We start from the raw sequence: 13484 nt of genomic DNA on the forward strand, positions 1-13484 counted from the left end.
CACTTCAATAGAAATGATTATGGCTTTGTAATGCAGTTTTTAGGATATTTTGCGCAAACATTATCATAAAACGTATAAATAGTTTGCATTTGTTCATCTATGTTAGTCACTTTCTGAATAATTGGCCCCAACACAATCATTTTTCTGGCGTAGTCCAACCCAATGACTTGTATAGGAATTTCGGCTTCTCGTGCAATGTGCATAAAGCCTGTTTTCCATGGATAAATGGGGCTTCGTGTACCCTCTGGCGCTAACGCGAGTATTAATTGATCGGCTTCCTTTATCTTATTTGCAATAGACGTGACCACCCCATGCGCTTTACTTCTCTCTATAGGAATGCCGCCTAGCCTTTTAACAATAGCGCCCAAAGGGGGCGCAAAGATGGTGTGCTTTCCGAAAAAATTAATGTTTAGCTTAAAGGAAAAAACCACGAACAAGCCAATAAAGAAATCCCAGTTCGATGTGTGCGGTGCCACCGCTAAAATGGCTTTTTTCTGATTGATTAGTTCACCTTCTACACGCCAGCCCCTTTTTGTCAGCACCCATGCTGCAAACGACGACAACCAGTTGGGCCACTTGCGAGGGACATGCTCTCCAACTTTAACACTATTGGCCCGTTTAGAGTGGGTTTGAGGGTGTGAGGTTTTCGTCATTATTATTATGCTCTGCTTACTACACTTAGGTTATCTATTTGCTAATTTATTTTCTGAGGCTTCGAAGTGGAATGCCGTAACGAAAAGCGCTTTACTTTCCATATTGTACCCGCATATTAATTAACAGAGTAAAACGTTGGAGTGTGCGCAATTTGGCGAAGAGTAATCAAAATGGGTTTGTAACGCAATTGTTAACAATACAGCGTTTTGAATTCTTAGAGAATATGGGCTTAATATAGCTATGTGTATTTTATTTATCGCAAACAATATGCGAGATGACTACCCGCTTATCATCGCTGCGAATCGGGATGAGTTTTACGCACGACCAACCGCGCCGTCTTCATTCTGGAAAAGCCACCCGCATTTGCTCGCCGGACAAGACTTAGAAGCTAATGGAACCTGGATGGGTGTTACGCGTAACGGATATGTGGCGGCGCTTACTAATGTAAGGGACCCACACAACATCAATAAAAATGCGGTATCGCGAGGTGAATTAGTCGCCAACTGGCTGAAGCACGACTCAGTCGAAATGAAGCCTGTTGCACAATCACAATACTTGGCAACGCTAGAAAAAACGCGCCACCGATACAACGGCTACAACCTGTTATTCGGAGATATAAATTCGCTTAAGGTTTACAACAACGTAAACAATTCGACCCACATTATCGACACTGGTGTCTACGGTTTGTCTAACGCGGATATTGCCACACCTTGGCCAAAAGTCACGCAGGGCGTTACCGCATTGAACAATTATGTCACAAAACAAAACATCATTAATGATGAAGACTTATTTGATATTTTACGTTACGACAATAAAGCCGACGATGCCCTGTTACCCGACACGGGCGTAGGCTATGAGTGGGAAAAGGCGTTGTCTTCCATTTTTATTCAATCCGAAAAATACGGAACGCGTACCTCTACACTGCTATTAGTAGATAGAAACAATACGCTGACCTGGAAAGAACGACGCTTTTCAGACAAAGGCGAAGCACAAGAAACCCGCGCTTTTTCTTTTTCAATTTAGGGTGTTTTTGAAATGAAACTTTCGTTTACGTTTTCTTTCCTCGACTAATTGAAATATTTTCAACCTTTAGGGGTCGTTTTTTCTACCATCGGTGGCATAATGCCAGCCTGCTATCTTTTGCATACCAACGTAACGTGAGGACATATCGTGTTTGAAGTATTACCCCATCTCGCCCCAGATCCAATTCTTGGCCTGTCAGCTGCTTTTCGTGAAGACACCAACCCAAACAAAATCGATTTAGGTGTTGGCGTATATAAAGATGAGCAAGGTAATACCCCTATTCTTTCAAGTGTCGCAAAAGCGCAAAAAGTGCTTTTAGATACCGAAACTAGCAAAACCTACATCACGCCTCAGGGCAATCAAGGTTTTATCGACGGTATGTTGTCTTTGCTATTAGGTAAGACTAGCCCCGTTCTATTAGCAGACCGCGTTGCAGCGGTTCAAGCTCCAGGTGGTTGCGGTGCATTGCGTATTCTTTCAGAACTACTTGCCCGTTGTAACGACAACGCTAAAGTATGGGTAAGCGACCCAACATGGGCGAACCACATTCCACTTATCGGCTCTGCGGGTCTTAAAATCGAAACCTACCCGTACTTCGATAAAGCGTCAGCAAGCATTCGCTTTGACGCTATGATGGAAACGCTACGTAAAACAGAAAAAGGCGATATCGTTCTTCTTCACGGTTGCTGTCACAACCCTACGGGTGCTGACCTTACCAACGCTCAGTGGGATGAAGTATTAGAAGTCGCTAAAGAGCGTGAGTTCCTACCATTTATCGACGTTGCATACTTAGGCTTTGGTGAAGGCTTAGATGAAGATGCGTACGGCATGCGTTTATTGGTTGAAAACCTTCCAGAGGTAATTGTTGCGGCTTCTTGTTCTAAGAACTTTGGACTTTATCGCGAACGTGTTGGTTTAGCTGCCATTATTACTGAAGATTCAGCAACCCGTAAAATTGCTCAGGGTCAAATTCAGTCAATCGCACGTGGCATCTACTCTATGCCACCAAGCTACGGCGGCGCGTTGGTAGACATCATCCTAGCTGACGAAGCACTTAACAACGAGTGGGTATCTGAAGTGAACGAAATGCGCGATCGCATGAAATCACTCCGTGCGATGCTAGTTCAAAACCTTCACGATAATGGCTCGCCTAAAGACTTTAGCTTCGTAAACGACCAAAAAGGTATGTTCTCATTCTTGTGTATCACTCCAGAGCAAGTGCGCGAAGTGCGTGAAAAGCACAGTGTGTATTTTGTTGATTCTAGCCGCGTTAACATTGCGGGCATCAACCAAGAAAACGTAGAAACACTAGCTAAAGCATTGGTATCAGTGCTTTAAGTACGAACTATTGATTCTTAAGATCCAAAAGGCAGGGTTCTTACCCTGCCTTTTTTATTGCCTTCAAATTACCCGTCTTCCTATTTCTGCGATGAACGCCCCAACTACGCTGTCAGTGGCGGCTAGTTACACTTTTTAACAAATTCACGCGGTGCGCTATACGCTTTTTAGTAGGGCAAGCAGAATATAATCGTTACACTATAACAATGTTGACGTACACGTTAACTTGGTATTTGTTACGACTGACTTATAACAATGAGATTAACGACAAGAACAAGGATCACCCATGTCTAAAGTAAGTGTATTTTGTCTTTCTGCCGCGCTACTTGGCAGTGCAATGCAAGTAAATGCTAAGGAAGGCATGTTCACGCCAGAACAACTCCCTTCAATTGCCGGCGATTTAAAAGAAACAGGCTTAGCAATCCCTGCTAGTAGTATTAACGACCTAACCGCGTTTCCTATGGGCGCGATTGTTTCATTAGGTGGCTGTTCAGCATCGTTTGTCTCTGACAAAGGCTTGGCCGTTACTAATCACCACTGTGCGCGCGGCTCTGTTCAATATAACAGCACCCCAGAAAACAACTATTTAAAAGATGGTTTCCTAGCAAAAGAAATTGGTGAAGAACTGCCGGCCGCGCCGGGTACACGCATGTTCGTTACGGTCGATTTTTCTGATGTAACCGACAACGTCATTGGCGGTATCAGCGATGACGTTCAAGGACGCGAGCGCTACGACCTCATTGAAGCGAACCGCAAAGCATTAATTGCAGAATGTGAGTCTGAAGCGGGCTTCCGCTGCTCTGTGCCTTCGTTTTTCCAAGGCCTTGAGTATAAGCTAATTAAGCAAATGGAAATTCGTGACGTGCGCATTGCCTACGCGCCTGCTGATTCAATTGGTAAATACGGTGGTGATGTAGATAACTGGATGTGGCCTCGTCATACGGGCGACTTCTCTTTCTATCGTGCTTATGTGGGTAAAGACGGTAAACCTGCTGATTACAGTGAAGAGAACGTGCCGTTTAAACCTGAGCATTTCTTAAAAGTTTCGGCAGCTGGACTTGAAGACGGCGACTTTGTTATGGCAGCGGGCTACCCTGGCTCTACTAATCGCTATGCACGTTTATCACAAGTATCGTACACGTTTGATTGGTTATATCCCACTTACCTTGAACTGGTAGACGCGTGGATCAAGACTATCGAAAGTGCATCTGAAGAAGGCAGCGATGCGCGTATCAAATACGAAGCATTGTTAGCGGGTCTTAACAACTTCCACAAAAATACGTTAGGCCAGCTTTCTGGCGCTAAACGCGTTGGACTTGTTCCACGTCGCGCTGAGCGTGAAGAGCAACTAGCTGCATGGCTTGATAAAAACGGTAAGAGTGAAATGAAGCAAGCACTAGCCGATCTTGATGCGGTTAGTGCTGAACAAATGCAAATGAACAAGCAAAACTTCTGGTACAACAACCTAAGTCGTGCACAACTCTTGTCGTCAGCTCAAACCCTGTATCGCAATGCCATCGAAAAAGAAAAGCCGGACGCAGAACGTGAATCTGGATTTCAGGACCGCGATCAAATTCGCCTGAAAGAAGGCGTAGAGCGCATTGAGCGTCGCTTTGATCCGGCCGTTGATCAGGCCGTTTGGCAAAAAATGATTAGTATGTACCTTGAACAGCCTGAAGAAAACCGAGTAGCCGCGTTCGATAAAGCAGTAGGCATTGATAGTGATACTGACGGAAAAACACTTCAGAAGAAGTTAAAGGCGTTTTACGACAAGACTTCATTGACTAACACTGAAGAACGTTTGAAATGGTTAACTGCAAGCCGCGCTGATTTCGAAAATAGCAACGACCCGTTCATTAAACTTGCGGTTGCCCTGTTCGATACCGAGATGGCTATTGAAGATAAGAGCAAAACGCTAAGCGGTAAAGCTGCCGCGCTTCGCCCTAAATACATGAGTGCCATTATTGAGTGGCAAAAATCTCTTGGCAGCCTTGCTTATCCAGATGCAAATAGTACGCTGCGTGTTACTTACGGCAATGTAATGGGCGGCTCGCCTAAAGACGGTCTGATTTACGAGCCGTTTACTCGTCTTGAAGGTATTACCGAAAAAGACACGGGCGAGACACCATTCGACTCACCTAAAAAACAGCTTGAGCTTATTGAAGATAAGAAATACGGCCCTTACAAGTTAGACGCTATTAACAGCGTGCCGGTAAACTTCCTGACGGATTTAGATTCAACAGGCGGTAACTCAGGCTCAGCAACGCTCAACGCAAAAGCAGAGCTTATCGGCCTGTTGTTTGACGGTACATTCGAGAGTGTAAATTCTGATTGGGATTTTGATCCGAAAACAACCCGTACCATCCATGTAGATAGCCGCTACATGTTATGGGTAATGGAATACGTTGACGGTGCAACAAACCTCATCGAAGAAATGACCATCGTTAAATAACCACCAAATAATGGGGTCAGAGTAAATTTCTGTCTCCCATTTCCGTTAACTGAAAAGGAGATCGTTATGAGGTTACTAATAAGGCTTGTTAGTTTAGCCGTGGCTGCGTACTCGTGTTATAGCGGAGCTATAACCGGCGAGTGGAAAGCATCTATCGCTATTGTTTCGCTATGTGCGTTGGTGTTCCTAATTACGTTTATTTCCAATACTCGAGGCGCTACGCCAGGCTCTCAAAGCGATGGCGCCTCAGCGATATACACGCCAAGCAGTAGCTCAAGCTCATCTTGTAGCAGTGATGGCGGTGGTGGAGATTGCTAAAACCCAATGGGGGTCAGAGTACTTTTTTCAGTATTTAAAGTACTCTGACCCCCAAATTAATGTACTCTGACCCCATTATTTTATTTGAGGTTGCGGAGGCCTTGGGTGAGGAGTCGGTCTAGTGCGTTGGCGAAGTTTTGTTTGTCACGTTGGGAGAAGGCTTTTGGACCGCCTGTGTGTTCTCCGCTTGAGCGCATGGTTTCCATGAAATCCCGCATGCCCAGTATCTGCTTAATAGACGACTTATCGTATTCTTCACCACGATTATTTAATGCTAGCGCATTTTTTGCCAGTACATCAGCGGCCAATGGAATGTCATTGGTAATCACCAAGTCACCCGCTTCACACTTCTCTACTATATAATCGTCAGCGGCATCGAAGCCTGACGGCACTTGCGTTAAGGTTATGTGCTTGTCTGGTGGAACAGACATGGAATGGTTAGCCACCAAAGACAAAGGCAGCTTGGTACGTCTGGCTGCCTTAAAAAGAATGTCTTTGATCACTGCAGGGCACGCGTCGGCGTCAACCCATATATGCATGGTCGTATCTCGTAACTGTATCTAATTACGCTAGCATACCACCATCTACTACCACTGTCGTGCCGGTCGTGTAGGTTGAAGCGTCTGATACTAAATACAATACCGTGCCCGCCATTTCATCTGGGTCAGCGACACGACCTAGTGGAATAACTTTAAGTGCGTGCTTCAGGATTTGCTCATTAGTTGTTAACGCTGACGCAAATTTAGTATCGGTTAAGCCTGGCAATAATGCGTTTACGCGAATGTTCAAGCTACCGCACTCTTTTGCAAATGACTTAGTCATGCTGATAACCGCAGCTTTGGTAATAGAATAAATCCCCTGCATGTCGCCCGGTGTTACGCCATTTACCGATGCCGTGTTGAGAATGACGCCACCACCCTGCTCTTTCATCATTTTGCCAGCTTCAATCGACATGAAGAAGTAGCCACGAATATTGACGTCTACAGTTTTATTGTAGGCGCCAAGATCAGTATCTAAGATATGCCCAAAGTAAGGATTGGCTGCCGCGTTGTTTACTAAAATATCCAGTTTTCCAAAATCGCGTTTAATGACATTAAATGCTTCTGTAATTTGCTCCATTTCACCCACATGACACGCTAGCGCTGTCGCCTTACCACCTGCGTCACGAATTGAAGAAGCCACGGCTTCACAGCCGTCAATTTTGCGGCTTGATACAATTACATGCGCGCCATACTGGGCAAGCAAACGGGCAATAGACTCACCGATACCGCGACTTGCACCTGTAACCAGTGCCACTTTTCCTGTTAAATCAAAAAGGTTCTTCATTGTCATATCCTTAATTCTTGCTGATAAAGTGCTGTGTGCTTAATTTCTCTTATTAACGCTTGTTGCGGTGCCTGCTCTAGGCCAACATACCACCGTCGAGTACTACTGACTGACCCGTCATGAATGACGACTCATCACTACACAACCAAGCAATGGCGTTAGCAATCTCTTCTGGTTTACCCAAACGCTTCATTGGATTTGCGCCAATAAGCCCTTTTTGGCCTCTTTCATCCAATTTTGATAAAACGCCTTGCACCATAGGGGTATCTACAAAGCTTGGACAAACAGCGTTTATGCGTATGTTCGCCCTTGCGTATTCCACCGCCGCCGATTTAGTAAGCCCCACTACCCCATGTTTTGAAGCGCTGTAAGCACTAATCATAGGCGCAGAGCGCAATCCAGCTACAGAGGCAATATTGATGATGTGGCCACCGCCTGTCGTCGTCATATGCTTAAGGGCGTTCTTCATGCAATACCACACGCCAGCTAAGTTGACCTGAATATTCTTCATAAACATGGCGTCATCGACTTCAGTTAGCGGAGCTGGAAAATGGTCGATACCCGCGTTATTAATAATTACGTCAATTTTGTCATTATGAGAAAGCGCCGTGTCGAACATCGCTTTGACCTGAGCCGGTTCGGTAACATCCACAGCCACCGCATAGGCTTTGCCACCTGCAGCAACAATTTCTTCAGCCAATGTTTTGGCATTACCTTTGTTTAAGTCGGCAATACCGACTGTTGCACCACGCGCACTCAATACGCGAGCCGAAGCAGCACCAATACCCGAGCCGCCACCAGTAATAAGAATATGCTTGCCTTCGACATTTGCAGCTACATTCATTAGCTGTACTCCAATTTAGTGAACAAGCGCAACGCCGTTAATTTTGGTCACTGCGCATGCTTCTTGATTTGAACGATTAAAAATAACTCGCTTTTACGTTGTTACACGTCGCCTCGCGTGAAGAAAGCACCTCAATATCGCGACTGACTAGCGGTAACTCCCAATTTAAGAAGTATTCAGCTGCTGATAACTTACCTTCATAAAAGTCAACGTCTTGCTCGCCAGCACCATTAGCGAGTGCTTGTTCGGCAACATTTGCCTGGCGCAGCCAAATCCAGCTCACCACACAACTTGAAAAGATATTTAAAAAGCAGCTCGCGTTAGTTAGTAAAACAGGCTGTTTATCAGAGCGCAGGTCGGCCGCAGCTTGTTGTATTAAACCGCCAAGCTGGTCTAAGTATGGTTTTAATTTTGCAGCTAGCGCCTGTGCTCTGGGCGTTTCTGCGCGCTTCATATCGCTTGTTACACGAGAAAGCAGCACCTGAAGGCCTTTGCCGTCGTGCTGCCATAACTTTCTTCCCAGCAGGTCTAACGCCTGAATACCATTCGTGCCCTCATGAATTGGGTTTAAGCGGTTATCGCGCCAGCACTGCTCAACAGGATATTCACGGGTGTAGCCCGCACCACCTAGAATTTGAATTGCCAAATCGTTGGCTTTAGGGCCAAACTCCGAAGGCCATGCTTTGAACACGGGTGTTAAAAGATCTAAAAGCTGAGAAAGTTCGGTACGCTTTTCGCTGTCAGTTTCCGTTTCCATCTCATCGATGAGCATGCTGCCGTACAAGCAGAGGGACATACCGCCTTCACAGTAGGCCTTTTGCGCTAGCAACATACGTCGCACGTCACCGTGATTGATAATAGGTGTAGGCTCGTCTTCTGGCGCAAGATTAGGCGCAGCGCGACCTTGGGTACGATCTTTTGCGTATTCTAGTGAGTAACGGTACCCGCGATACCCTATCATGGCAGCACCATAGCCCACGCCAATGCGTGCTTCGTTCATCATCATGAACATGTAGCGCAAACCCTGGTGCGGCTCGCCAATCAGGTAGCCGTGGCAGTCACCATTTTCGCCAAAGGTTAGTGCGGTTGAAGTCGTACCTCGGTAGCCCATTTTATGTATAAGACCAGCAAGGGTTACATCGTTGCGCACATCTGGATTGCCGTCAGCGTCGAGACGGTATTTAGGTACAGCAAATAAGGAGATGCCTTTTACACCAGCTGGACCACCTGGAATTTTCGCCAACACCAAATGTACGATGTTGTCAGAAAGCTCATGCTCACCACCTGATATATAAATCTTGCTGCCTTTGATTCGGTACGTACCATCATCTTGCGGCCTTGCTGATGTACGAATATCAGCAAGTGACGAACCGGCATGGGGCTCGGTAAGTGCCATGGTGCCAGTGAAGTCACCCGCTAGCATTTTTGATAGAAACGCACTTTTGATATCTTCGGAGGCAAAGTGTTTAATGACATTGGCGGCCGCCGCAGTTAAGAAAGGATAAGCGGTTGACGATGGGTTTGCCGCTAAAAAATAGCCCGCGCAGGCATTCATCACGGTAACAGGAAGCTGCATACCGCCATCTTCAAAATCGAAGTGACCCGCGATAAAGCCCGATTCTCTATAAGTATCGAAGGCCACTTTTACGTCGTCAATCATAGAGACTTTAGTGCCATCGAATGTAGGCTCGTTTTTATCAGCAACGGCATTATGAGGAAGAAATAACTCTTCTGCCATCTTCTCGGCCATATCAATAACAGCGTTGAAGGTTTCTACATTGTGCTCTTCGAAGCGAGCTTTTTCACATAAGGCTGCGGTGTTTAATACTTCGTACAGCTGAAATTGCATTTCACGGCGGGGAATAAGTTGATCGGCCATGGTGTCCTGTCCTCTACGAAAACTTGTTAACACATTGTGTCATATTCGTTATCGTGCCATCATTGTCATTAATGACACAATAATGGTCAATCACGCCAACAATCACTGAGTTTTATCTTATTTTATAAATCGAATTATTTTTATGAATAACACGAAGTTCACCGTTACCGTACTCGGCTTTAACCAAGCCTTGGCATCTGCCATTACAGGAGCCCTCGATGTATTTGCTTTCGCAGGTATTAGTTGGCAGCGAATACACAACTTACCAACCAACCCTCAGTTTAAAGTACAGTTGGCCAGTCACCATGGGCAGCCTATTCTTTGCTCTAATCAAGTTGTTCTACAGCCCAATATTGCCATCGAAGAAGTCTCACAGACTGATGTCTTGTTAATTCCCACCATTGGTGGCGATATTGATGAAGTGCTAGAAAGCACAGCGCCTCTGCTTGTACATATAAGGCGTCTTCAGAAAATTGGGGCCGACATTGCCGCCAATTGCACCGGTACTTTCCTTTTGGCCCAATCTGAATTATTGGATAATAAAATTGCCACTACACATTGGGGATATGCAGATAAATTTAAGGCCATGTACCCTACCGTAAACTTACAACCCGAGAAAATGGTTACTGAAGACGATACGGTGTTTTGTGCAGGCGGCGGCATGGCGTGGATTGATTTATCTATCTTGTTGATAGAACGCTACTGTGGTCATCAGATTGCGAGCGATACGGCAAAATCCCACGTTTTGGATGTGTCCAGAACAAGCCAAACTATTTACGCCAGCAGTCGTCAGCGACGATTTCACTCAGACAAGGACATTAAAGCGGTACAGTCTTTTCTGGAAAAGAACGTACAAAATAAATGTACGCTAAGCGAACTAGCGCTACGGCATAATATGACCGAACGCACACTTATACGCCGATTTAAAAACGCGTGTGATATTACACCAGGTCAGTATTTACAGTCGCTGCGCATTGAGCACGCGAGAAAGCTCTTAGAAACCTCTAGTATGCCGTTAGAGAGCGTGATTAGCGCTGTAGGCTATGAAGACCTTAGCTCGTTCACCCGACTATTTAAAAAAACGACTGGTTTATCACCTTCTCAATACCGAGCGAAATTCAAGCGAGGCTAATTTGATTTAGATGGTTAGTAGACTACTTGCACCAAAAAATATCTCTCTATTAAGTTTGATGTTCCATGCCTGTGCACACAGGCTTTTTAGTTATATTCAATCTAACTAATATTGTGCATTTTCGATGAAAAACGCCTTGGTTTGCACAAATTTGAAGTTTTTATGTAAAAGTTTGTGTAAAATGCAGCGCCAAGCATAGATTGTTAATTTTTGTGCTAAAAACACTACAAAAGTATAAATTTAAAATCATCTTGGTGGAAACATGAGAACACACAAAATCGCCACACTAGCGTTAGCCGTTAGTGCTGCGTTCAGCTCTTCAGTTCTTGCACAAGAGGCCGCGACGACAGAAAAAAAAGAAGCCTCACTTGAACAGATTACCGTTACTGCGCAAAAGCGTACTCAGTCAATTCAGGAAGTGCCTATTTCTGTTGCGACGCTAAGCGGTGAGAAATTCGAAAGCCTATTCTCTGGCGGTGAAGATATTCTTGCTCTAGCGGTTCGCGTACCTGGTCTTTATGCTGAGTCATCAAATGGTCGTGTTGCGCCGCGTTTTTATATTCGTGGTCTAGGTAACACCGACTTCGACCTTGCTGCATCACAACCTGTTTCTATTATCATGGACGAAGTGGTAATGGAAAACGTGGTACTTAAAAGCTTCCCGCTTTTCGACGTTCAGCAAGTTGAAGTACTTCGTGGCCCACAAGGTACACTATTTGGTCGTAACACCACTGCTGGTATCATCAAATTTGATACAGTAAAACCAACCCAAGACGTTGAAGGTTACGCGAAAGCAGGCTTCGGTTCATACGGTACAATGAACTTCGAAGGCGCTATTAGCGGCGGCCTTACTGACGAACTTTCTGCCCGTCTTTCTGTATTGTCACAAGAGCGTGATGATTACATCGACAACGCAGCAACAGGTCAAAACGACGCATTAGGCGGCTTCGACGAAAAAGCATGGCGCTTACAGCTTCTTTGGGAGCCATCAGCGGACTTCTCTGCACTTCTCAACGTACACGGCCGCGACTTAGACGGTACTGCTTCAATTTTCCGTGGAAACGTTTTTAATAAAGGCAGCAATGACCTTAACGATAGCTACGACCGCGAAACAGTAAGCTACGATGGCGATCTAGAAGGTAACGGTACAGATAACAACCCACAGTCTTATGAAGGTTTAGGTGCATCACTTAAACTAGAATACGACATGGACGATGTAACCTTTACTTCAATCTCTGCAATTGAAACCGCTGAAGGTTCAAGCCTTGGCGACATCGACGGCGACGCGATTGCTTCACAAAACTTTGTGACTCAAGATAACCTTGACGATCTAGAGCAGTACACGCAAGAATTTCGTTTAGCAAGCAACACCAGCGACCCAATGAACTGGCAAGTAGGTGCTTTCTATTACGATGCATCGTTCAATGTAACCAGCATCGACGGTTTCTTTGGTGCGACTACGGTATTCCATGAAAACCAAACATGGGCGGTATTCGGTCAGTCATCTTACCAAGTTAACGACAAGCTAAACGTTACTGGTGGTATCCGTTACACTCACGACAAGAAATCTCTTGTTGTTGGCGAACAAAACGTTGACGGGTTTGCCGTTGTTCTAGGCATTGCTGCCGTTCAGGATTACGAAGACATCAACGTAGATGACGGTCAAACAAGCTTTGAGCTTAGCGCGAACTACCGTGTAACTGACGACATGTCTGTTTTTGCTCGCTATGCTAATGGTTTCAGAGCGCAAACTATCCAAGGTCGTGACGTTGCATTTGAAGGTGCACCTTCAGTTGCAGACGCAGAAACGATCAACTCTTTTGAAGTGGGTATTAAGTCAGACCTATTCGACGACACGCTACGTCTAAACGCTGCTGCGTTCTACTACACCGTTGATGACATGCAGTTCTCGGCCATTGGTGGTGGTAACAACTTTACTGCGCTAGTGAATGCTGACGAAGGTGAAGCTTATGGTTTTGAAGTAGACGCTCAATGGCTAGCGACTGACGAACTTACCTTTACTGCTGGCTACAGCTACAACCACACTGAGATCAAAGATGACTCTTTAACGGTTGCACCTTGTGGTACAAGCGCATCTGATGGCTTCACTGGCTACTGTACAGTAACTGACGACCGCCCAGATGGATTCAATGCAATCATTGACGGAAACCCTTTCCCGCAAGCACCTGAATCAATCTTTAACTTCACTGCACGTTACACTATCCCTATGGGTGATGACGGTGAGTTCTTCGTGTTTACTGATTGGGCGTTCCAAGGTGAAACCAACATCTTCCTATATGAAGCGGTTGAGTTTACTACAGACGACAATTTCGAAGGCGGTCTACGCATTGGTTATGAGAACTTTGCGCACAACTACACGGTAGCGCTATTCGGTCGTAACATAACAGACGAAGACAACGTTAAAGGTGCAATCGACTTTGCAAACTTAACGGGTATTGTAAACGAACCTCGTATTTGGGGTGTTGAGTTTAAGTACACATATTACTAAGAAAAGTTA

The 13484-nt window shown here is 45.3% G+C and carries 11 protein-coding genes; 6 read left to right on the forward strand and 5 right to left on the reverse strand.

The window, feature by feature from the left end:
* Positions 1–17 precede the first annotated feature (17 nt).
* Positions 18–653 (reverse strand): 1-acyl-sn-glycerol-3-phosphate acyltransferase, encoded by a 636-nt coding sequence (locus tag ACFI6J_RS06770; RefSeq protein ID WP_462585880.1) that lies wholly within the window; start codon positions 651–653, stop codon positions 18–20.
* Positions 654–894: 241 nt separating this feature from the next.
* On the opposite strand from ACFI6J_RS06770, the gene ACFI6J_RS06775 reads away from it, so the two are divergent.
* From ACFI6J_RS06775 to ACFI6J_RS06790, 4 genes are all read left to right on the forward strand, one after another.
* On the forward strand, positions 895–1677 hold the full coding sequence (locus tag ACFI6J_RS06775) for an NRDE family protein (RefSeq protein ID WP_462585882.1): 783 nt from the start codon (positions 895–897) through the stop codon (positions 1675–1677).
* Positions 1678–1824: 147 nt separating this feature from the next.
* The gene (locus tag ACFI6J_RS06780; protein WP_462585883.1) at positions 1825–3015 is read left to right on the forward strand and encodes an amino acid aminotransferase; all 1191 of its coding nucleotides are present in this window, start codon (positions 1825–1827) and stop codon (positions 3013–3015) included.
* 286 nt (positions 3016–3301) lie between these two features.
* Positions 3302–5467 (forward strand): S46 family peptidase, encoded by a 2166-nt coding sequence (locus ACFI6J_RS06785; protein WP_283629146.1) that lies wholly within the window; start codon positions 3302–3304, stop codon positions 5465–5467.
* Positions 5468–5533: 66 nt separating this feature from the next.
* Positions 5534–5785, forward strand: coding sequence for a hypothetical protein (locus tag ACFI6J_RS06790; protein WP_458731984.1), 252 nt, complete (start codon positions 5534–5536; stop codon positions 5783–5785).
* 80 nt (positions 5786–5865) lie between these two features.
* Here ACFI6J_RS06790 and ACFI6J_RS06795 read toward each other — a convergent pair whose 3' ends face one another.
* The 4 genes from ACFI6J_RS06795 to ACFI6J_RS06810 all read right to left on the reverse strand — a co-directional run bounded on the left by ACFI6J_RS06795 (position 5866) and on the right by ACFI6J_RS06810 (position 9834).
* On the reverse strand, positions 5866–6324 hold the full coding sequence (locus tag ACFI6J_RS06795; protein ID WP_014949724.1) for a YaiI/YqxD family protein: 459 nt from the start codon (positions 6322–6324) through the stop codon (positions 5866–5868).
* A gap of 25 nt (positions 6325–6349) precedes the next feature.
* Positions 6350–7111: an SDR family oxidoreductase gene (locus tag ACFI6J_RS06800; protein ID WP_014949725.1), complete on the reverse strand. Its 762-nt coding sequence runs from the start codon at positions 7109–7111 to the stop codon at positions 6350–6352.
* Positions 7112–7187: 76 nt separating this feature from the next.
* On the reverse strand, positions 7188–7955 hold the full coding sequence (locus ACFI6J_RS06805) for an SDR family NAD(P)-dependent oxidoreductase (RefSeq protein WP_462585886.1): 768 nt from the start codon (positions 7953–7955) through the stop codon (positions 7188–7190).
* Positions 7956–8031: 76 nt separating this feature from the next.
* The gene (locus ACFI6J_RS06810) at positions 8032–9834 is read right to left on the reverse strand and encodes an acyl-CoA dehydrogenase (protein ID WP_239259820.1); all 1803 of its coding nucleotides are present in this window, start codon (positions 9832–9834) and stop codon (positions 8032–8034) included.
* Positions 9835–9976: 142 nt separating this feature from the next.
* Between ACFI6J_RS06810 and ACFI6J_RS06815 the strand changes: the two genes are divergently transcribed.
* Both ACFI6J_RS06815 and ACFI6J_RS06820 read left to right on the forward strand, forming a co-directional pair.
* A complete protein-coding gene (locus tag ACFI6J_RS06815) occupies positions 9977–10966 on the forward strand; it encodes a GlxA family transcriptional regulator (RefSeq protein WP_462585888.1) in 990 nt (329 codons plus the stop codon).
* Positions 10967–11228: 262 nt separating this feature from the next.
* Positions 11229–13475, forward strand: coding sequence for a TonB-dependent receptor (locus ACFI6J_RS06820; RefSeq protein ID WP_462585890.1), 2247 nt, complete (start codon positions 11229–11231; stop codon positions 13473–13475).
* Positions 13476–13484: the final 9 nt, after the last annotated feature.

Source organism: Alteromonas sp. G4i13 (genome assembly GCF_054960505.1).

What these genes read in the sequence shown, in the direction of transcription:
- ACFI6J_RS06770 (WP_462585880.1), bottom strand. Translation starts at nt 653, where the DNA reads ATGACGAAAACCTCACACCCTCAAACCCACTCTAAACGGGCCAATAGT.
- ACFI6J_RS06775 (WP_462585882.1), top strand. Translation starts at nt 895, where the DNA reads ATGTGTATTTTATTTATCGCAAACAATATGCGAGATGACTACCCGCTT.
- ACFI6J_RS06785 (WP_283629146.1), top strand. Translation starts at nt 3,302, where the DNA reads ATGTCTAAAGTAAGTGTATTTTGTCTTTCTGCCGCGCTACTTGGCAGT.
- ACFI6J_RS06790 (WP_458731984.1), top strand. Translation starts at nt 5,534, where the DNA reads ATGAGGTTACTAATAAGGCTTGTTAGTTTAGCCGTGGCTGCGTACTCG.
- ACFI6J_RS06795 (WP_014949724.1), bottom strand. Translation starts at nt 6,324, where the DNA reads ATGCATATATGGGTTGACGCCGACGCGTGCCCTGCAGTGATCAAAGAC.
- ACFI6J_RS06800 (WP_014949725.1), bottom strand. Translation starts at nt 7,111, where the DNA reads ATGAAGAACCTTTTTGATTTAACAGGAAAAGTGGCACTGGTTACAGGT.
- ACFI6J_RS06805 (WP_462585886.1), bottom strand. Translation starts at nt 7,955, where the DNA reads ATGAATGTAGCTGCAAATGTCGAAGGCAAGCATATTCTTATTACTGGT.
- ACFI6J_RS06810 (WP_239259820.1), bottom strand. Translation starts at nt 9,834, where the DNA reads ATGGCCGATCAACTTATTCCCCGCCGTGAAATGCAATTTCAGCTGTAC.
- ACFI6J_RS06815 (WP_462585888.1), top strand. Translation starts at nt 9,977, where the DNA reads ATGAATAACACGAAGTTCACCGTTACCGTACTCGGCTTTAACCAAGCC.
- ACFI6J_RS06820 (WP_462585890.1), top strand. Translation starts at nt 11,229, where the DNA reads ATGAGAACACACAAAATCGCCACACTAGCGTTAGCCGTTAGTGCTGCG.